We start from the raw sequence: 20,057 nt of genomic DNA on the forward strand, positions 1-20,057 counted from the left end.
CCTACAGGACATGTATAACTATGTGCGGCGCTCGATCTTGATCTTGATCTTGATCTTGATCTTGATCTTGATCTTGATCTTGATCTTGATCTTGATCTTGATCTTGATCTTGATCTTGCTTTTGATCTTCGCGACTTCAGAAGGCCGAACGCAGGTCTTGCGGAGGGAGGTGACAGGCATGGATGCCTGTCAAGCGCTGGGCCCCAGGATGGGGCCTACAGCGCGGTCCTCCCGGGAGCAAGACCGGAGTGAGGGAACCCCGAAGCGCAGCGTAGGGGCCGTATGAATGGAGCGCAGCGTTTTTTGGTTACTTTTTGTCGCGTTTGACAAAAAGTGACTCGCCGTAAGGGCGAAAAGGTGATTAAGCGTCGCCATCGCAAATGGACTAAACACTTTATCACCACCCACACCTAAGCATTCAAGTTCTAAACATATAACTCCGAACTTAGAACTTAGAACTTAGAACTTAGAACTTAGAACTTAGAACTTAGAACTTAGAACTTAGAACTTAGAACTTAGAACTTCCACATCATCAGGCAGGATATCGAAACCCATCAAAACTCCCGACCCAACCTGTAAGAGGCTAACTCACCCCTCACCCACCACGACGAGCATTAAAAGTCCACCAACCGATAAACCTCATAGGCCGGCGTCTCATACGGATGACTCTGCTTGAGCGCAGCAACAACCTGACGAATCAGGTCATCGCCCATCACAAGCTCCACCCTCCACTCCTCCACCACCTCGACCTGACCCGCCCGCCCAAGAAACGGCGAACTGCCGTCCAATGGACGAAACTGGCCCTGGCCCAAGGTCTGCCAAGCACAGTGGTCATAATCACCCATGTGCCCACCACCTGCGGCGAACACAGCAGCCTTGACCACCTCCACATGGCTGGCAGGGACGAAGAAGGCGAGCTTGTACACGCCTTAGTTCACCCACACCCGCGCATTGCGGAACATACGCATCAGCGCCGCATCTTCCTGCCACTCATCCGGGCGCCACGAGTTCTGCACGGCACGGAACACACGCTCCGGGTGCGGCATCATGATGGTCACGCGGCCGTCGCGGCTGGTGAGCCCCGTGATACCGCGTGGCGAGCCGTTGGGATTGGCCGGGTAGGCCTCGGTGACCTTGCCGTGGTTGTCCACGTAACGCAGCGCCACGCAACCGGACACATCGGCCTCCAGCAAGGCTTCTTCACTGGCGAACTCGGCATGGCCCTCGCCGTGGGCGATGGCGATCGGCATGCGCGAGCCGGCCATGCCCTGCAGGAAGATCGAGTTGGACTTCTGCACCTCGACCATGGCCACCCGCGCCTCGAACTGCTCGGAGCGGTTACGCACGAAGTGCGGCCAGTACTCGGTGCCCGGAATCAGCTCGTGCAGGTTGGACATCATCTGGCAACCGTTGCACACCCCCAGGGCGAAGCTGTCGTTACGCTCGAAGAACGCCTGGAAGGCATCACGCGCACGGCTGTTGAACAGGGCCGACTTGGCCCAGCCCTCGCCTGCACCCAACACGTCGCCGTAGGAGAAGCCGCCACATGCGACCAAGCCCTTGAAGGCCTCGAAGTCCACGCGACCAGCAAGGATGTCGCTCATGTGCACGTCGATGGCCGCGAAACCGGCACGGTCGAAGGCAGCCGCCATTTCGACCTGGCCGTTGACGCCCTGCTCACGCAGGATGGCCACTTGCGGGCGCACGCCTTTCTTGATGTAGGGCGCGGCGATGTCGTCGTTGACATCAAAGCCCAACTTGACCGACAGCCCTGGGTTGTCTTCTTCGAGCAGCAGGTCGAATTCCTGATCCGCGCAATCGGCGTTGTCGCGCAGGCGCTGGATCTGGTAGCTGGTCTCAGCCCACTGGCGCTGAAGCATGCGGCGGTCGTCATCGAACAGCACTTCGCCGTTCAGGCTGATGGAGACTTCGGCGTTGTTGACCGGCTTGCCGATCACCGCCACGCACTGCTCACCCAAGCCAGCGGCGCTGAACTGGACCAGTACGTCCGGGGTAGCGTCCTGACGCACCTGAATGACCGCGCCCAGCTCTTCGTTGAACAGGATGGCCGGGATGTCGGCCTTGCTGTCGGTCAGCGGATCGAGGTGCAAGTCCAGACCGCAGTGACCCGCGAAGGCCATTTCCAGCACGGTGGCGAAGAGGCCGCCGTCGGAGCGGTCATGGTAGGCCAGCAGGTGGCCGTCGGCATTCAGGCCCTGGATGACGGCGAAGAACGCCTTGAGGTCTTCGGCATCGTCCACATCCGGCGCCTGGGCACCGAGCTTGCCGTAGGTCTGCGCCAGGATCGACGCGCCCATGCGGTTCTTGCCACGGCCCAGGTCGATCAGGATCAGGTCCGTCTCGCCCTTGTCCATGCGCAATTGCGGGGTCAGAGTGCCGCGGATGTCGGTAACCGGCGCAAAGCCGCTGACGATCAGCGACATCGGCGAGGTCACGCTCTTGTCCACGCCGTCCTCGCTCCACTTGGTTTTCATCGACATGGAGTCTTTGCCGACCGGAATCGTCAGGCCCAGCTCTGGGCACAGCTCCATGCCCACAGCCTTGACGGTGTCGTACAAGCGGGCGTCTTCGCCCGGGTGGCCGGCGGCCGACATCCAGTTGGCCGACAGCTTGATGTCGGACAGTTTGTCGATACGCGCGCCGGCCATGTTGGTCAGGACCTCGCCGATGGCCATGCGCCCGGAAGCCGGGGCATCGAGCAGGGCCAGCGGGGTACGCTCGCCCATGGCCATGGCTTCACCGGTGTACACGTCGAAGCTGGTGGCGGTGACGGCACAGTCAGCCACCGGCACCTGCCAGGGGCCGACCATCTGGTCGCGCGCCACAAGGCCGGTGATGGTGCGGTCGCCAATGGTGATCAGGAAGCTCTTGCTGGCAACGGCCGGGTGGTTCAGCACGCGCTGCGCAGCGCTGTCCAGGTCCAGGGTGCTCGGATCGAAGTCGTCGCCCAACTCGGCTTCGCGGCTGACCGAGCGGTGCATGCGCGGCGGTTTGCCGAGCAGCACGTCCAGCGGCATGTCGACCGGCGTGTTGCCAAAGTGGCTGTCGGTCACAGTCAGGTGCGGCTCGGCAGTCGCCTCGCCGACGACTGCGAACGGGCAGCGCTCGCGCTCGCAGATGGCCTGGAAGCGCTCGAAGTCCTCGGCGCTGACTGCCAGTACATAGCGTTCCTGGGATTCGTTGCTCCAGATTTCGTGCGGGGCCATGCCCGGCTCGTCATTGGGCACGTTGCGCAGCTCGAAGCGGCCACCGCGACCGCCGTCGTTCACCAGTTCAGGGAACGCATTAGAGATACCGCCCGCCCCCACGTCGTGGATGAAGGCGATGGGGTTGTGTTCACCCAACTGCCAGCAACGGTCGATGACCTCCTGGCAACGGCGCTCCATCTCGGGGTTTTCGCGCTGCACCGAGGCGAAGTCGAGGTCGGCCGAGCTGGCGCCGGTGGCCACCGACGAAGCGGCGCCGCCACCCAGGCCGATCAGCATGGCCGGACCGCCCAACACGATCAGCTTGGCACCGACGGTGATCTCGCCCTTCTGCACGTGATCTTCGCGGATGTTGCCCATGCCGCCGGCCAGCATGATCGGCTTGTGGTAACCGCGCACTTCTTCGCCGTGCGGGGTGTTGATGGACTGCTCGAAGGTACGGAAGTAGCCGGTCAGGGCCGGACGCCCGAACTCGTTGTTGAAGGCAGCGCCGCCCAGCGGGCCTTCGACCATGATGTCGAGGGCGTCGACGATGCGGCCAGGCTTGCCGTAGTCCTGCTCCCAGGGCTGCTCGAAGCCTGGGATGCGCAGGTTGGACACGGTGAAGCCGGTGAGGCCGGCCTTGGGCTTGGCGCCACGGCCGGTGGCACCTTCGTCACGGATTTCGCCGCCAGAACCGGTCGATGCCCCGGAGAAGGGAGCGATGGCGGTCGGGTGGTTGTGGGTTTCCACCTTCATCAGAATGTGTACCGGCTCCTGCACCGCACCATACTGGCGGGTTTCAGGGTTCGGGTAGAAACGACCAGCAACGTTGCCGACGATGACCGAAGCGTTGTCCTTGTACGCCGACAGCACACCTTCGCTGTGCATCTGGTAGGTGTTCTTGATCATGCCGAACAGGCTCTTGTCCTGCGCCTGGCCGTCGATGTCCCAACTGGCGTTGAAGATCTTGTGGCGACAGTGCTCGGAGTTGGCCTGGGCGAACATCATCAGTTCGATGTCGTTGGGGTTGCGCTTGAGGCCCTGGAACGCGGTGACCAGGTAGTCCACCTCGTCCTCGGCCAATGCCAGGCCGAGGTCGATGTTGGCCTGGGCCAGAGCGTCGCGGCCACCGGCGAGGATGTCCACTGACGTCATGGGCCTTGGCTGGGCGTGGCTGAACATGTCGGCGGCCTGCTCAAGCTGGCCCAGCACGCGCTGGGTCATGCGGTCGTGCAACTGCGCCGACACCTGCTCGGCCTCGGCGTCGCTGAGGTCACCGGCAACGTAGTACGCAATGCCGCGCTCCAGGCGCTGGATCGACTGCAGGCCGCAGTTGTGGGCGATGTCGCTGGCCTTGCTGGCCCAGGGCGAAATGGTGCCCAGGCGCGGTACGACCAGGAACAGGCGACCGGCGGGCTCCTGCACCGGTACGCTCGGGCCGTACTTGAGCAGACGGCCCAGCACCTGCTGCTGGTCGGCGGTCAGCTCGCCGTCGGTATCGGCGAAGTGGGCAAATTCGGCATACAAACCAGTAACAGCGGGGACTTTCTGGCTCAGTTGCTCGAGTAACTTACCGTGGCGAAAGGCAGAAAGGGCAGGAGCGCCGCGCAGGATCAACATCGTCGGGACAGCCTCAGAAGGGGTGTGCTTGGAGGCCGTGCATTCTAGCCTAATTCGTTGGCTTGCGGCACCCGCTGTAGCGCATGGCTGCCGGGCGGCGGAACCGGACCGGCGGGTCAAAATTTCCGGGGGTTCTACCACTTGTCAGGGGCCGTGTTGGCAGCTCATCGGCAGCGCCTGCCCGGGCTGGCAAAAGGGGGGGCGATCGCTCTGATGCAGGGCCTGCACCCTGTACCAGACCATGAACGCAGCGCTGGACGGTGCGCACGAGTGACAAACCCCAGTAAGCGCTATCAGACAAGCTAGCCGTTGTCGAGATATGGCACGGCCAGTCCTTTGCGTATACTGCAACCTATGTTCACCCACACTGCTTTGCGCCAGCGTTGCGCCAGATGGCTTTTCGCAACCGGACTCTTTCTGCTGCTTGGTGGCTGCGTTGAAAAACCCAGTACCCTCGAGCGCGTGAAGGAGGACGGTGTGCTGCGCGTGATCACCCGCAACAGCCCGGCCACCTATTTCCAGGATCGCAACGGTGAGACCGGCTTCGAGTACGAACTGGTCAAGCATTTTGCCGATGACCTGGGCGTGAAGCTGGAAATCGAGACCGCCGACAACCTCGACGAACTGTTCGACGACCTTGGCAAGCCGTCCGGCCCGGTGCTGGCAGCCGCCGGCCTTGTCAGCAGCGAACGGCGCCAGGTCCAGGCGAAGTTTTCTCACCCCTACCTTGAGGTGACGCCTCAGGTCATCTACCGCAATGGCCGCTCGCGCCCGACCAGCGCCCAAGGCTTGGTCGGCAAGAAGATCATGGTGCTCAAGGGCAGCAGCCATGCCGATCAGCTGGCCGAGCTGAAAAAACAGTACCCGGGCCTGCAATACGAAGAGTCCGATGCCGTGGAGGTGGTCGACCTGCTGCGCATGGTCGACGAAGGGCAGATCGACCTTACCCTGGTCGACTCCAACGAACTGGCCATGAACCAGGTGTACTTCCCTAATGTGCGCGTGGCCTTCGACCTGGGCGAGTCTCGTGACCAGCGCTGGGCCGTCGCCGCAGGCGAGGACAACAGCCTGCTGAACGAGGTGAACGAATTCCTCGACAAGTCCCAGAAGAATGGCACCCTGCAGCGCCTGAAGGACCGCTATTACGGGCATGTCGACGTACTGGGCTATGTGGGCGCCTACACCTTCGCCCAGCACCTGCAGCAACGTTTGCCCAAGTACGAAAAGCATTTCAAGAGCTATGCCAAGGTCGAGCAGGTGGACTGGCGCCTGTTGGCCGCCATCGGCTACCAGGAATCCATGTGGCAGCCGGAGGTCACCTCCAAGACCGGCGTGCGTGGCTTGATGATGCTGACCCAGCGCACCGCCCAGGCCATGGGGGTTTCCAACCGCCTGGACCCCAAGCAGAGCATCAAGGGTGGCGCCAAGTACTTCATGAAGATCAAGGCCGAGCTGGACGACAGCATCCAGGAGCCCGACCGCACCTGGTTCGCGCTGGCCGCCTACAACGTCGGCAGCGGCCACCTGGAAGATGCGCGCACCCTGGCCAAGCGCGAAAAGCTCAACCCCAACAAGTGGCTGGATGTGAAGAAGATGCTACCGCGCCTGGCGCAGAAGCAATGGTACCGCCAGACCAAGTACGGCTATGCACGGGGCGGCGAACCGGTGCACTTCGTCGCCAACATCCGCCGCTACTACGACATTCTCACCTGGGTTACCCAGCCTCAGCTCGAAGGCCAGGTGGCCGAGGGCGACCTGCATGTACCGGGTGTGAACAAGGCTAAACCGGCAGAGCAATCAGCGCCGTTGTAGCCGGTCACGTCACGGCTTGGCCCGGCGAGCCTTGAAGAAGTCACTGAGCACTTGCCCGCACGCTTCGGCCATCACGCCCCCCTCTACCAGCACACGGTGGTTCAGGAAGCCTTGCCCGAAGAACTGGCCCTGGCTCTGCACGATCCCGGCCTTGGGTTCCAGTGCGCCGAAGACCACGCGCATCACCCGCGAATGCACGATCAAGCCGGCGCACATGCTGCACGGCTCCAAGGTCACGTACAGCGTGCTACCCGGCAGGCGGTAGTTGCCGACCGCCCGCGCGGCGGCGCGGATCGCCACCATCTCGGCATGGGCGCTGGGGTCGCTGTCGGTGATCGGGCGGTTGAAGCCCTGGCCGATGACCTGGCCGTCCTGCACCAGCACAGCGCCCACCGGCACCTCGCCCAGCTGGGCGCCCTCGGCGGCCAACGCCAACGCCATGCGCATGTAGGTCTGGTCATGGCTGCGGTCGATGATCTGCGGTCGCATCAGACCACCGCGATCGCGGCCATCAGGCCGGTTTCCATGTGGTCGATGACGTGGCAGTGGAACATCCAGGTGCCCGGGTTATCGGCGACCAGCGCAACCTGGGCGCGCTCGTTCTTGCCCAGCAGGTAGGTGTCGGTGAACCACGGCTCCTTGATGTCATGCCGGTTGGAACCAATCACCTTGAAGCTCATGCCGTGCAAGTGGATGGGGTGCTGGTACTGGGTCATGTTCTTCAATTCGAAAATGTAGCTCTTGCCCTTGGTCAGCGTCGCGATCGGGCGATCGGCGCAGGTCTTGTCGGTGATGTCCCAGGCCTGACCGTTGATCTGCCACAGGCTCGGCGGCTTGCCCTGGTCGGTGCCGACCGACACCTTGCCTGCCCACTCGAAGTTGAAGTTGAGCTTTTCGGCGTTTTCCAGGTCCGGCTCGGCGATGGGGTTGGGCGGCAGCGCCGCTGGCCAGTCGCTGGGCGCATCCGGGTTGGCCACCGCGCGCAGGGTGCCCAGGCGCACGAAGCCATCGCGAAGGGAGATCTCTTCGCCGGCCTCGGGAATGCGGATCGCCAGGCAAATGCGCATGCCAGGCCCCAGCCAGTAGTCATCCTCCAATGGCCGGGGGGTGACGGGGTTGCCATCGAGCGCGTAGATCCGCGCTTCGCAGTTGCCCTTGAGGTTGATGCGGTACGTCCAGGTGTTGTCCAGGTTCAGCAGGCGCACGCGCACCACCTGCCCTGCCGGCAGCTCGGTCACGGCATCGGCTTGGCCGTTGATGGTGATCAGCCGCCCTGCCGTCCCATTGCGCGCCGCCTCGCGCGGGACGCTGAACGGCATCCAGCCCCCCTGCTCGTCCACATGCCAGGTCTTGAGGTTGAGCGTGCGCTCATGCTTGAAACCGGTGGGTTCGCGCTCCTCGACGATCAGCGGGCCCACCAGGCCCCGGCCCAGCTCTTCGGAGCTGCTGACATGGGGGTGGTACCAGTAGCTGCCGGCATCGGGCACCCGGAACTTGTAGTCGAAATACTCCCCTGGCTTGACTGGCAATTGCGACACATACGGCACGCCATCCATTTCCAGCGGCAAGCGGATGCCATGCCAGTGGATGGTGGTCTCGATCGGCAGGTGGTTGATGAAGCGCACGCGCAGCCAGGTACCCTGCCGCACGCGCAGCTCGGTCCCAGGGGCACTGGGCCCGAACGCCCAGGCTTGAGTCGTGTGTCCAGGGACCAGTTCGACGTCAAGGGGCGCTGCGATCAGCTCGTAGTCATGGCCGGCATTGTCATCTTCGACCTTGCCCAGCCAGTACCGCGCGGCGCCCCCCGCGCCCAGGCCAACCACAACCAGGCCGGTCAGGCCCTTGAGCATTTGTCGACGGGTGAAGGACATCGCAGCGGGTACCTCGTGTTCGGCACAAACAGTTCACCAGCAGGCGCTGATGAAGAAGGGCGAATACGATACACCTGCGAATGGGAAAGATTAAGTGAAGGATCAATCCGATGTGTCCTGGGCGCGCTCAATCGGCTTGAGCGCGCGCCCCCGTTCACAGTCGGCCGAACCAGTGGCGCTCCTCGACGCCCGGTGCCCGGGTAGCGGCGAACAGCAGCGCCGGGTCGGGCGCAACACCCAACGCCTGCAGGCGGGAAGCGGCTGCAGGGTGAGTGTCGAAGGGGTGCGCCATGGCGGCACCCAGCACCTCGTCGCCCACCTGCAGCGGGTGATGCTCAAGGTAGCCAGGCAGGGCTCGATCGATACCTTGTCCACCGCACGTCGCCAGCACCGTATCGACCGCAGGCTGCAGCGCAATGATGCGCAGCAAGGTCTGCGCAAACAGCCGTTGTCCGCCGACTGCAGCGCCTGCCTGGTCTGCCAGCAGCTCTTGCGACCGTCCCCAGTGCAGTACCGCACGCTGGAAATGGTGCAGGAACTGCCAGGCCATCCACAGCGTCGGGCGTTGCGTCCAGGGCGCGGGCTCGTCATCGCCCACCAGCGCCGAGAAATGGGCGCGCATCATGCTGAACTGTGCATTGGTCTGGCTGGCCCGTTCGGTATCCTGATGCCGGAAATGGCCCAGTTCGTGTCCAATGACCGCACCCGCTTCTGCCTGGCTGAGCATGCCCAGGTAAGGCAGCGGCAAGTACAGCGTGCGACCTGCCAGCGGCAAGCCTGCAGGCTGAAGCAGAATCGGCACGCTGGTGACAAAAAAGCCCTGATCGAGGCCAACCACGATGTTGTCGGGGACCGGTGCCTGAAGCTGCGCCGCCAGGCCCTCGACCCAGCGCCATACCCCCGTTGCACTGTCCCGATCAAGCGCCCTGCCCAGAAAGGACGTGCCCTGATCGAGTACAAGCGGCCAGCGTCGATGCAACCGCCTGGCCAGTTGCAGGCAGACCAGCACGCACGAAGCCAGCGGCAACACGATGAACAGCACCGTCAACCCACCCTCGGCCACCCGGCTGGTCGCAACGCTCAGCTCGTACAGCAAGGCAAGGCTCAATGCGGCAGCCAGCAAGCCCAGATGCAGTACCAGCCACTTGCCCAGGGCACGCCAACGCTGGGTCATGTGCTGCTGCAGGAACTCAGATGAGCGCAGCGCCCGCCAGGCGTCCAGTCTGAGCCTGAGCCACGCCCCTGCCGCAGTGAGCAGGGCCAGAACCGCCAGCAGGCCGCTCGTGACTGCCAGGACCTTGCGCAGAGACTGCCCGCCAAGGCCCGCCTCATAGCGGTCCACTTCACGCTGAAGCCGCTCACGTCGGTCTGCCTGGGGCAGGTATGGGTTACGCTCGGCCTTGGGCAGGGCCTGCAAGAGCGTGTCGCTTGGCGTATCCAGCCACTGGCGCATCACCTGAGCCTGCGCCTGTGCCACCTCGAGGCGCCAGAGTTGCACCTGGCTCCACCCCAGTACCAGCAGCGGCAACAGCAGCAGGGCCAAGCCCCAGCCCAGGCGCCTGAGCAGCCGTATGGCCCCGTTGCTCATGGCCCAGCCCGCCGCAGGGCATCACCCTGGCGAGCCACGGCCGGGAACAACTGTGCCAAGGTACGCCTGGCCTGTGCTGCCTGCAGGTAGGGGTAAAGCACGTCCACCAGTTCTGCCAGTGTGAGCCTGCGCCCGGTCAGGGTGAAGTTACACGCCCACACCTTGAGCCGCAGGCCACCGGCAATCAGCTGGGCATCAGGGGCTGCCAGCGCTTTGAAACTCGAGGCCTTGAGCACAGGTGCAGCACCGAACGCGGCAAGGCTGAACACCAGGTGCGTACTCAGCCGCCGTTGTTCGACATCGAAGCCCTCGAACGCTTCCCATGGTACAGGGGCCAAGGCGTTGGCGAAGCTGACCGTGTCACGGGTCACCGCCAGTGCGCACTGCCCATGGCGCTGATACAGCGCCCAGGCGCAAACCAGGGCCACCAGCCCGATGCCGGCCAGCCCTGCACCGAATGCCCATAGCAACACCACCACCGCGGTGGAGGTCTGCGGGCCGAAGACCATCGGCAAGCTCGCGAGCCAGCCACCGAGCCCAAGTGCCACCAGCCCGATGATTGCACACGCAAGTGCCTTGCCCAGCGAGTGCTCACGCAGCTCGAACGACTCATCAGGCCCGACGGCATGGACCTGCAGGTAGGCCAGGTCGTCATTGGCGCCGGAATTATCCATTGGCCTGCAGCAGCTCGAGCTGACGCTGAGCGTGGGCGGCATCGCAGTAGGCCGTCAGCACGGCCAGCACTTCTTCGTTGGACAGCTTGCGTCCGTTCTGCGCCAGCCCAGCCGACATGATACGGATCTGGGGGCGCGGCTTTTTCAGAACCATGGCCTGGTTACCGAAGAACTGCAGCCTCGCCACTCGGTGGGTAGGCAATGCAGCATCGCTGCTCATCTCCAGCGTCTGCATCATCACCAGCCCTTCATCCTTGACCGAGATGTCCTGCACTTGGGCCAGGTCCACCGGCGCGTCCAACGTGTCGACGAACAGTTGGCGGCGCGTCAGGCGCATGAACACCTGGGTACCGGCGTTGCGGTGCTGCCAGGTCACAACAGCGGCGATGAGCACGATGAAGGCGGTGGCCACGATCGGCCCGGTGCGCTGCATGCTGATGCCGATTCCGAACAGAATCAGGGCACCGACCAGCCATACAGGCCCCCACACGCGGTAACGGCGAGAGTTGGTGAATTCGCTCTGCTCCGGCACGCGCTCGATCACTTGCCGAAGCTCGGCAACCACGCGCTCGCGCTGGGCCGTGCGCGACTGGTCGTACTCGTTGCCCAGCGAGCCGGACAGGTCGGCCAGTGGATCGGTATGTTCGCTCATGATCGATGCCCCTCGATTATTTCTTGGCAGCCAGGTAATCGGTCAGGAACGCCTCGGCGTTGCCCTGATGCGACAAACCTTCCGAGTAACCGACCTGGCGCGGCTGCGCCTCGCCGGGCAGGTACAGCTCGCCCCCCCACATGCCCTGGATGATCAGCACGACGAATTTCTTGCCGTCGACGTCGGTCCAGTAGCGGGTATCCGTGGCGGTTTTCTCGACGTGCATTTTCTGGATGCGCATATCCCAGTCGTGATCGACGCCTTCCACCTGCACCAGCGCCTCGTTGGCCGCGCGATCGCCAATGCGCAGCGTCCACACCTTGGCCCCTTCAGTGCCCAGGTAGGCGACGACGTTCTTGGCCACGTCCGGGCGGTCCTCGGCCTGGGCTTGACCGATACACAGGGTGAGCGCGGCAACCAGCAAGGCAGCCCATTTCCGATAAGCGAACATGATTTTGTTTCCTGATCTGCAACAAAACGCGTATTGAAGGACTCAATAGCCAGGCTGCCAACCCAGTTGCCCGTTCATCACAACAAACAGCCGGTTGGTCACAACGACTATTGTCGAAAATGTGCGCGCGTTACCATTTCCGGTCGACGCTGCCCCCACCGAGAAACCGAGCCTGCATGCAATCGCTAACCCCCTACCTGGATACCGCCTTCTGTTTCGACAGCCCTGGCTCCCTGGCCCAGGCAGGCGTGCTGGATACGCGTGCCGCTCATGTGATGGGCAGTGCCACGGGGCACTATCGGGCACAGACCGTGCGCCAAGGCTTGCAGTACTTCGACTGCCACCTGCACTTTCCCGAGCCCCTGCGCATCGACAAGGTGCTGCCCGAGAGCCTGTGCATCGTGCAAGTGTTCGACGGCGCCTGGCAGCACAAGGTCGACGGCAGGCTGAACCAGTACGACACCGGTCGGCTGCACGTGCTTGGCCTGAGCGAGAGCCTCGAAGCCCAGGACCAGTTGCCGGTCGACAGCCATGCGCGCATGGCCGGCGTGCGCATTGCCGGTGACGCGTTGCGCGAACTGGCTCAGGACGATCCCCAGTTCCACCCACTGCTGGCCCTGCTGGCCGATGGCATGCAGTTCGACCAGTTGCCCCAGTCCCCCTCGCTGAGCCGCCTGTTCCAGCAGCTTTATCGCTCGCCCTACAGCGGGAGCTTGCGCCGCCTGCACTACGAAAGCCTGAGCCTGGGGATCGTGCTGGAGCTGGCCAGCCATCTGTCGAGCCAGGCCCCGACACCTGAGCTGCAGCAAGACCGTGGCCGCCGCGACCTGGCACTGGAAACGCGTCGGCTGCTGGACACCAGCCCCACTGCCCCGCCGTCCGTCGCCGCCCTGGCCAAACAGCTGAAAGTGAGCGAGACCACCCTGCGCCGGGCCTTCAGCCAGCAGTTTGGCTGTTCGATCCTGCAGTACATTCGCCAACAGCGCCTGGAGCTTGCACGCCTCCTGGTACTGGAACGCAAATGGCAAATCTCGCAGATCGCCTATCACATCGGCTATGCCAACCCGGCGAACTTCTGCCATGCCTACAAGGCCTATTTCGGCCACACCCCCGGCACGGAATAACCGGCGCTACTCACCGCGGCGTTGGCAGGCGGGAACGAAATCAAAGTGCCACCAGTCTGAACGATTGCAGCAACCAGAGGATCGGCCGATACGGTCCGTGAGAGCAGCGTCCCGCCCTGCTCGTTTCAAGCTGAAAAAGGGCAATCCGTTCGGTTTGTCACCTGGTTGTACTTTCAGAGCGTCGCCTGATGAAAAAAACACTACTCGGCCTGCGAGCTTTGATGTCCGTACCCAAGGACAACCCCGACCTGGTCAAGGCGCAATACATCGCGCTGTCGCGCCAGCTGCCCATGATGTACTTCATCCTGCTGATCAACACGCTGATGCTGGCGGGCACCCACTTCACGATGGCGCCGCGCTGGCTGGTGGTGTACTGCCCGATGATCATGACGGTGTTCGGCCTGGTCCGAGGGATAGAGTGGGTACGTACCCGCCGGCGCGTGCGCAGCCCGGCCCAGATGGTCACGGCACTCAAACGCACCAACACGCTCGCACCCTTCGTTGCCGTGGCCTTCACGGCCTGGTCGCTGGCGCTGTTTCCCTATGGCGACAGCTACACCCGGGCGCATGTCGCCTTCTACATGGCCATCACCGTGATCGGCTGCATTTTCTGCATGATGCACCTGTTGCCAGCGGCCTTGGCCACTACCGCTGTGGTCAACACAGCGTTCGTGGTGTTTTTCGCCTCCACCTCCATCATCACGTTCATTGCCACCGCGCTCGATGTGCTGTTGGTATCGATCGCCATGCTGGTCATCCTCAAGGCGCAATACACCGACTTCACCCGGCTGGTGAACATGCAGGCGCAAACGGCCAGGCTCAGCGAGGAAAACCTGCAGCTGGCCAACGTGGACAGCCTGACCGGGCTTGCCAATCGGCGGCAGTTCTTCTCCCGGCTCGACACGCTGTTGACCCAAGCTGGTGACCAGGGCGCCCGCCTGGCCGTCGGGCTGATTGACCTGGATGGTTTCAAGCCAGTCAACGACCTGTATGGCCACAGTGTGGGCGACCGGCTGCTGTATCAGGTCGGTCAGCGCCTCAACGAGTTGCTCGACGACAGCGTGCACCTGAGCCGGCTGGGGGGCGACGAGTTCGGCCTGATCATTACTCAGGCCCTGGATGACGAGCAGCTACGCGCCTTTGGCGAGAAGGTCTGCACGCGCATGCGCGAGCCATTCGTACTGGTGGACATCCCCATTCAGATCAGTGCGTCGCTGGGCATCGCCACCTTTCCGGATCAGGCATCGTCAGCCACGCAAGTGTACGAATATGCCGACTACGCGCTGTACCAGAGCAAGCGTCATCGCCCTGGTACGGCGTGCCTGTTCAGCACTGCCCATCGTCAGCAACTCAATCGACAAGGGCTGACCGAGCAGGCCCTGCGCAGGGCGGACCTTGATCGCGAGTTTCACATGGTGTTCCAACCCATCGTGGATATCCGCAGCGAGCGAACCGTTGCGTTCGAGGCACTGGCGCGCTGGGAAAGCCCGGAACTGGGTAATGTGCCACCCAGTGATTTCATCCCGATCGCCGAGCGCATCGGCATGGTCAATCGCCTCACGCTGCCCCTGCTGACCAAGGCACTGGACACGGCCGCCAGTTGGCCTGCAGGCATGCGCCTGTCTTTCAACCTGTCTACCCATGACTGTGGCTCGGAAGAGGCCGCCCAGCAGATCGTGGCGTTGATCAGGAGCAGCCGGTTCGACCCTGCGTACCTGGACCTGGAAATCACCGAAACCGCAGCCATCCAGGACCTGCCACAAGCCCAGCGCGCCATCAGCCGCCTGCGTGAATTGGGCTGCGGCATTTCCCTGGACGACTTTGGCACCGGCTACTCCAGCCTCAGCCAGATCCATGCGTTGTCGCTGACCAAGCTGAAGGTGGACCGCACCTTCGTCACCGGCATCCAGCTCAACCCGGCCAGCTTGAAAATCGTCAAGTCGCTGATTGCCCTGTGTCAGGACATGCAACTGGAGTGCATCGTCGAAGGCGTGGAGACTGCGGCAGAACTCAACACCCTGAAGACCCTGGGCTGCACCTGGGCACAAGGCTACCTGTTCTCCAGGCCGATGCGCCCCAACGAGATCGGGGCGTGGCTTGAGGCCGAGCAATGGGTCAAGGTGAAGGCGATCTGACAGGCCGCTTTTTCGGCTGTGACAGCCTGCCGGTGTGACCGCGCTTTACGCCGTGATCAACCTGCGCCGGCAGAACCGCCTGGCAAGCTGTGCATCGCCTCCAACCGCTCCCGAATGAACGCCAGCAGGGCGCGCACCCGCGCCGTCACTGAATGGCGGTGGCTATACGCCGCCAGCAACTGCAAAGGCGCCGGGCACAGATCCAGTACCACTTCCTGCAACCGGCCAGCCGCCAGATCGTCCTGGCAGGGATAAGCCGCCACAATCGCAAACCCTATCCCCTGCCGCGCGCCCGCCACGGCCAGCTCACCGCTGTTGACGCGGTAACGGCTGCGCACCGGTACCTTGACGATTTCGCCCTTGGCACCTTGAAACTGCCAGGGTTGCCCGCCGAGCGCGCTGAGCGTGGTGATGCAAGGCAGCGACTTCAGCGCTCGAACGTGCTGCGGGATACCTGTACGGGCCAGCAGAGACGGGGCAGCGACCACGATGCTCGGCAAGCAGGCCAGCTCGCAGGTGATGAACTCGCTGTCTTCCTGGCGGCCACGGTGAAAGAGGATGCACAGGTCCACGTCCTCACGCAGCACTTGCAGCCCAGTCACCCGGGTATCGCACTCAAGCTCGATGCCAGGGTGCAGGCTGCAAAATTCGGCCAGGATGGGCGCCAGCAGCCTGGGAGCCTCACCCGGCATACACAGCTTCAATGGACCTCGCAGCTCGCGCTGTACAGCACCGAGTGCTTCCTGGGTGCTGCGCAAAGCGTCGAGCAAGGGCTTGGCCCGTGCGTATAACAGCCGCCCCGCTTCGGTCATGCGCAGATGACGGGTGCTGCGCTCGAGCAGGCGCGTGCCGAGCTGTCGCTCCAGTGAAGCGACATGGCGACTGACATTCGAAGACGGCATGGCCAGCACACGCGAGGCGCCGACGAAACTCTGCTCATCCACCACCGCTGTATAAACACGGACCGCATTCAGATCGAGCTCATTGCGCACTGACTATCCCACCTGAGGTATGAAAACGTCCCATTTTTGCACGCTAGTGATCTGAAGCGGGGAAATCTACGATTGCTCTTTGCCCCCAGCGCTCAATGACCTGGCGCGGGGCAGCGAATGAACAAGGAGGGCTGGAACGTGGACATAGCGATAGTGGGTGCAGGCATTGCAGGGCTGAGCGCGGCGCTGGCGTTGCGCAAGCAGGGCTACAACCCACGGGTCTTTGAGCGCCGCAGTGTACCGGCAGCCGGAGGGGCCGGCGTGACGCTCTGGCCCAACGCCAGCTTTGTGCTGGAGCAGCTCGGCGTGTTGCACGCTATCCAGGCCGTCGGCGGCAGGCCCCTTACCATGCGCCGGTACGATGCAGCCGGCAATGCGTTGGGAGGCCTGGATATCGAACTGCTGGACCGAACCATGGGCTACCCCACCGTAACGGTGCTGCGCCGGGATTTGCAGGACGTGCTGCTCGTACATGCAAGGCGGGCGGGGATCGCAGTCGAATTCGGCTGCCAGGCAGTTGCCATCGACCTGGATGCCCAGGGCCAAGCCGTGGCCCGCTTCGGCAACGGCACACGCATCCGCCCAGACGTGCTGATCGGTGCGGACGGGCGCATGGCATCGGTGACACGCAAGTTCGTCGCGGGCGACAACACCCCGCGCTATCAAGGGTTCGTGAACTGGATCGGCGTGGCACAAGGGTCGCGTGCACTGGTGGACGATGTGTCGATCCAGGATTACTGGGGAACGGGGCAGCGCTTCGGTGCGGTGGCGGTTCGACCTGACCTGGTGTATTGGGCCGCTGCGCAAGCATGCCCGTCCAACGAAGGGGCTGGCCAAGCCGATGACCGGGCGCAGGTCGAGCATAAATTCGCCCAATGGCCCGAGCCCGTTTCACGCATCATCCGGGCAACCCCCATCCAGGCCGTCCGGCGAATTGCAGTCCACGACTTGGAACCGCTGCACACGTGGAGCCGCGCGAACGTGCTGTTGATCGGCGACGCTGCGCATGCGCCATTGCCCACCTCCGGCCAAGGCGCCTGCCAGGCCCTGGAAGACGCCTGGCACCTGGCTCGCTGCCTGGCTGTTGCCGGCAACGAGCCCACCGAGGCGTTTGAGGTATTTACAACGATCCGCGCCCCCAAAACCGCACGGCTTTCGGAACAGGGCCGGGGCTTTGCCCGCGCCTTGTTCGCAACGGATGCCCAGACGTGTCGGTTGCGCGATGAGAGGGTCAGGGCGTGCGACCCAGCGCGGGACGTGCAGGTGTTGGCCGCGGGATGGGCGCAGGGTTTACCGATGGCGGGAGGGGTGCTTGATACGCCGTTGCCTGAAGACGGCCGGGACAGCGTTTATCGTTTGAGAGGATGACGATGCTTCATGGGTATAAGAAGGTGTGCTCGGCTTTGGCTGATTCCCCCTCGACTCATAGCCTTTTTGCCGCCACCGGTCGTCCGCTCATACGAAACATGATGTAGCACCTCAACTATCGGGCTTGGCTGCCGTAATCAATGAAAGCCAACCTAAATTTTGTGGAGCTTCAGCATGTCGCTACTTCCCAATCGCATCTCCGGGCGCATGACCCTGGGAATCCTGACGTTGCTGGCACTCACCGCATTGGCGATCTATAGCGTCATGACCCTGGGCGGCAAGCCTGAACTGGTTGCAGCTGGCACCGAGGCGGCGGAACAGTCGGCCAGCGCCATCACCCGCCAGCTGGCCATGCAGGTGAACCGCATCGAGGGCACCGCGGCTGCAATGGCGCACCTGGCCGAGACCCTGCCCCGCGACGAGAACCTGATCAAGGCGAACTTGCCCAACGTGATCGACAGCCAAGGCGATACCGCCATTGCAGGCGGCGGGCTGTGGCCAGAACCCAACAGCTTCGTTGCCGGCACCGAACGCCGCAGTTTTTTCTGGGCACGCAACGCCAGCAATGGGTTGGATTACTCGGACGAGTACAACGCTGCGCAAACCGCGCCGTATCAGGCTGAGTCCTGGTACATCGGCGCCAAAGCCGCGCCCTTGGGCCGCTGTGTCTGGTCGGATGGGTACCAGGACCCGGTCAGTGGCGTCGCCATGACGACGTGCAGCGTGCCCTATCACGCCCAAGGCGCGTTCGCCGGCGTCGCCACCATTGACCTGAAGCTCGACGGCCTTGCGGCCTTCCTCAAGGCCAACGGCAATGTCACCGGTGGCTACGCCTTTGCGGTCGACGCCTCAGGTAACCTGCTGTTCTTCCCCGATGCAAAGAGCGCCAAGGGCTTGCCGACCCTTGCCGGCCTGAGCCAGGAACAACCGTGGTTCAAGCCAGTGGCCGATAGCCTGGCGAGCAAGCCGGCTGGCACCACCACCCTTTATCTGGATAACGATGCGCGCCTCGATGGGCCGGCCTACGTCACCCTGGCTACCATGGAAGGCACTGGCTGGCGCATTGGCTTGGTCACCCCCGAAGCTCGTGTTGTCGGCCTGGCGAACAAGCTCACCGGCCAGATCCTGCTGTTCCTGCTGCCCTTACTGGCCATTTTGCTGGGGCTGGCATGGCTGGCGGGCAAGCGGCTGCTCACCCAGATCGACGAAACCACGGCGCAAATCGAAAGCCTGGGTCAAGGCGGCCAGGCGGGTGCTCAGCTAGACGTTGTGCGCAATGATGAGCTGGGCGCGTTGCGCACGGCCGTCAACCAGTACGCCGGCTCTCTGCAGGCCATGCTGCGCCACATAGCCGAGGAGTCGGTGTCACTGGAAGAACAAGCCAACGAGCTGGCGCAACTGTCCACTGGCCTGGCCGATCGGGCAGAGGCGCAACGCGTGGACAACACCCTGCTCGCCACCGCCATCACCGAAATGTCGGCCAGCGCCAATGAGGTCGCGCGCAACACCACGGACTGCTCGGACACGGCTCGCAGCTCATTGGTCGAGGCGCAGAAGAGTCAGGACCAAGTCAGTCGCAACGGTGAATCCATCGAAGGCCTGGCGACCGACATCTCGGGCGCGGCCACCGCGATCACCCAGCTAGGCGAAGACATCGAGCGCGTAGGCGGCGTGCTGGAGGTGATCAAGTCGATCTCCCAGCAGACCAACCTGTTGGCGCTCAACGCTGCCATCGAGGCCGCCCGCGCTGGCGAACAAGGCCGCGGCTTTGCGGTGGTAGCCGATGAGGTGCGCACGCTTGCCGGCCGTACACAAACGTCTGCCAACGAAATCCAGGAAATGATCACCCATCTACGCGAGGCATCGTACGCTGCGGTCACCACCATGCAGCACGGTGCGCAGCGCACTCGCGAGTCGGTGCAGCAGGCCGTGGGCGTGGCCACGACCCTGGGCACCACCGTGGGCAGTTTCGACGACATCGTCCAGCGCGCCCAGCAGATCGCCGTCGCCGCCCAGGAGCAGAGCCACGTGACGCAGGAAATCAACGAGCTGGCGGTACGGATCCATGCGGCCAGTGAAGAAGGCGCCCGGGATGCGAGTACGCTCAGGGAGTTGGGCAAGGGGATGCAGTCGATTTCGGCGCGGCTGGGTGGGTTGAGTCGCGGCGGTCGTTAGGACTTGGGGCTTGGGCTTGGCAGCCAAGCATTGAGTGAAAGGCTGTTATCCAATGCAAATGGGGCCGCTAAGCGGCCCCGTCCCTTCCGGCCTCCTGTAAGGGAGCCGAAAGCGCTTCAGCGCAATAGCTCGGTGGCCAACACGCTGTTGCTAAATGGCGTGGATCACGCCCACGCTATTCCAAAAGCAGCCTTTCGTCTGCGTCGTCTCAATAGCCAATCTCGGCCAGCCGAGCAAATGCATGGTAGTGGCTATGAGATCAAGGGTGATTCATGGCGCCTGAGTTGGGAACCCATACTGGCTTGAATGAGCCAGCAGAAGCTGGCTCTTTCTTTTCTAGAGAACTACTTCAGGATCGGGATCTCAGCCAATCTACCCTTGAGCGT

Annotated in this window: 15 protein-coding genes and 1 pseudogene; 6 read left to right on the forward strand and 10 right to left on the reverse strand. The window is 63.2% G+C overall.

The window, feature by feature from the left end; genetic code table 11:
* Window positions 1-18: 18 nt before the first annotated feature.
* The 3 genes from PFU01S_RS22370 to purL all read right to left on the reverse strand — a co-directional run bounded on the left by PFU01S_RS22370 (window position 19) and on the right by purL (window position 4,829).
* Window positions 19-180 (reverse strand): hypothetical protein, encoded by a 162-nt coding sequence (locus tag PFU01S_RS22370; RefSeq protein ID WP_169741120.1) that lies wholly within the window; start codon window positions 178-180, stop codon window positions 19-21.
* Window positions 181-614: 434 nt separating this feature from the next.
* Complete coding sequence (locus tag PFU01S_RS09875; protein WP_028687084.1) at window positions 615-926, reverse strand: YqfO family protein; 312 nt, start codon at window positions 924-926, stop codon at window positions 615-617.
* Window positions 927-929: 3 nt separating this feature from the next.
* A complete protein-coding gene (gene purL, locus PFU01S_RS09880) occupies window positions 930-4,829 on the reverse strand; it encodes a phosphoribosylformylglycinamidine synthase (protein WP_027913811.1) in 3,900 nt (1,299 codons plus the stop codon).
* 354 nt (window positions 4,830-5,183) lie between these two features.
* On the opposite strand from purL, the gene mltF reads away from it, so the two are divergent.
* Entirely contained in the window at window positions 5,184-6,641 is a 1,458-nt protein-coding gene (gene mltF / locus PFU01S_RS09885; protein WP_028687083.1) for a membrane-bound lytic murein transglycosylase MltF, read from the forward strand.
* Between the two features lie 9 nt (window positions 6,642-6,650).
* Here mltF and tadA read toward each other — a convergent pair whose 3' ends face one another.
* The 6 genes from tadA to PFU01S_RS09915 all read right to left on the reverse strand — a co-directional run bounded on the left by tadA (window position 6,651) and on the right by PFU01S_RS09915 (window position 11,877).
* The gene (tadA, locus tag PFU01S_RS09890) at window positions 6,651-7,130 is read right to left on the reverse strand and encodes a tRNA adenosine(34) deaminase TadA (RefSeq protein ID WP_023533384.1); all 480 of its coding nucleotides are present in this window, start codon (window positions 7,128-7,130) and stop codon (window positions 6,651-6,653) included.
* A complete protein-coding gene (locus tag PFU01S_RS09895; protein WP_028687082.1) occupies window positions 7,130-8,512 on the reverse strand; it encodes a multicopper oxidase family protein in 1,383 nt (460 codons plus the stop codon). The genes tadA and PFU01S_RS09895 overlap by 1 nt, the downstream gene beginning before the upstream one ends.
* A gap of 154 nt (window positions 8,513-8,666) precedes the next feature.
* The gene (locus tag PFU01S_RS09900) at window positions 8,667-10,100 is read right to left on the reverse strand and encodes a M48 family metallopeptidase (protein ID WP_033736824.1); all 1,434 of its coding nucleotides are present in this window, start codon (window positions 10,098-10,100) and stop codon (window positions 8,667-8,669) included.
* Window positions 10,097-10,774 carry a hypothetical protein gene (locus tag PFU01S_RS09905; protein WP_028687081.1) on the reverse strand — a complete coding sequence of 226 codons (678 nt, stop codon included), beginning with the start codon at window positions 10,772-10,774 and terminating at the stop codon, window positions 10,097-10,099. Before PFU01S_RS09905 ends, PFU01S_RS09900 begins: the two co-directional genes overlap by 4 nt.
* Complete coding sequence (locus tag PFU01S_RS09910; protein ID WP_027913806.1) at window positions 10,767-11,426, reverse strand: hypothetical protein; 660 nt, start codon at window positions 11,424-11,426, stop codon at window positions 10,767-10,769. The genes PFU01S_RS09905 and PFU01S_RS09910 overlap by 8 nt, the downstream gene beginning before the upstream one ends.
* Before the next feature lie 16 nt (window positions 11,427-11,442).
* Complete coding sequence (locus tag PFU01S_RS09915; protein WP_028687080.1) at window positions 11,443-11,877, reverse strand: hypothetical protein; 435 nt, start codon at window positions 11,875-11,877, stop codon at window positions 11,443-11,445.
* Window positions 11,878-12,053: 176 nt separating this feature from the next.
* Between PFU01S_RS09915 and PFU01S_RS09920 the strand changes: the two genes are divergently transcribed.
* The gene (locus tag PFU01S_RS09920) at window positions 12,054-13,001 is read left to right on the forward strand and encodes a helix-turn-helix transcriptional regulator (protein ID WP_027913804.1); all 948 of its coding nucleotides are present in this window, start codon (window positions 12,054-12,056) and stop codon (window positions 12,999-13,001) included.
* A 188-nt stretch (window positions 13,002-13,189) separates the two neighbouring features.
* The gene (locus PFU01S_RS09925; RefSeq protein WP_033736815.1) at window positions 13,190-15,136 is read left to right on the forward strand and encodes a putative bifunctional diguanylate cyclase/phosphodiesterase; all 1,947 of its coding nucleotides are present in this window, start codon (window positions 13,190-13,192) and stop codon (window positions 15,134-15,136) included.
* A gap of 56 nt (window positions 15,137-15,192) precedes the next feature.
* Here PFU01S_RS09925 and PFU01S_RS09930 read toward each other — a convergent pair whose 3' ends face one another.
* Entirely contained in the window at window positions 15,193-16,128 is a 936-nt protein-coding gene (locus PFU01S_RS09930) for a LysR family transcriptional regulator (protein WP_027913802.1), read from the reverse strand.
* A 138-nt stretch (window positions 16,129-16,266) separates the two neighbouring features.
* Here PFU01S_RS09930 and PFU01S_RS09935 point away from each other — a divergent pair, with 138 nt between their 5' ends.
* The 3 genes and pseudogenes from PFU01S_RS09935 (at window position 16,267) to PFU01S_RS23020 (ending at window position 19,671) form a co-directional block, all read left to right on the forward strand.
* Window positions 16,267-17,496 (forward strand): FAD-dependent oxidoreductase, encoded by a 1,230-nt coding sequence (locus PFU01S_RS09935; RefSeq protein ID WP_028687078.1) that lies wholly within the window; start codon window positions 16,267-16,269, stop codon window positions 17,494-17,496.
* A 387-nt stretch (window positions 17,497-17,883) separates the two neighbouring features.
* Window positions 17,884-18,276: pseudogene (locus PFU01S_RS23015) on the forward strand (cache domain-containing protein); the annotation flags it as partial.
* Between the two features lie 162 nt (window positions 18,277-18,438).
* Window positions 18,439-19,671, forward strand: coding sequence for a methyl-accepting chemotaxis protein (locus PFU01S_RS23020; protein ID WP_490808016.1), 1,233 nt, complete (start codon window positions 18,439-18,441; stop codon window positions 19,669-19,671).
* Window positions 19,672-20,057 lie beyond the last annotated feature (386 nt).

The organism is Pseudomonas fulva NBRC 16637 = DSM 17717, assembly GCF_000730565.1.
Taxonomy (GTDB): domain Bacteria; phylum Pseudomonadota; class Gammaproteobacteria; order Pseudomonadales; family Pseudomonadaceae; genus Aquipseudomonas; species Aquipseudomonas fulva.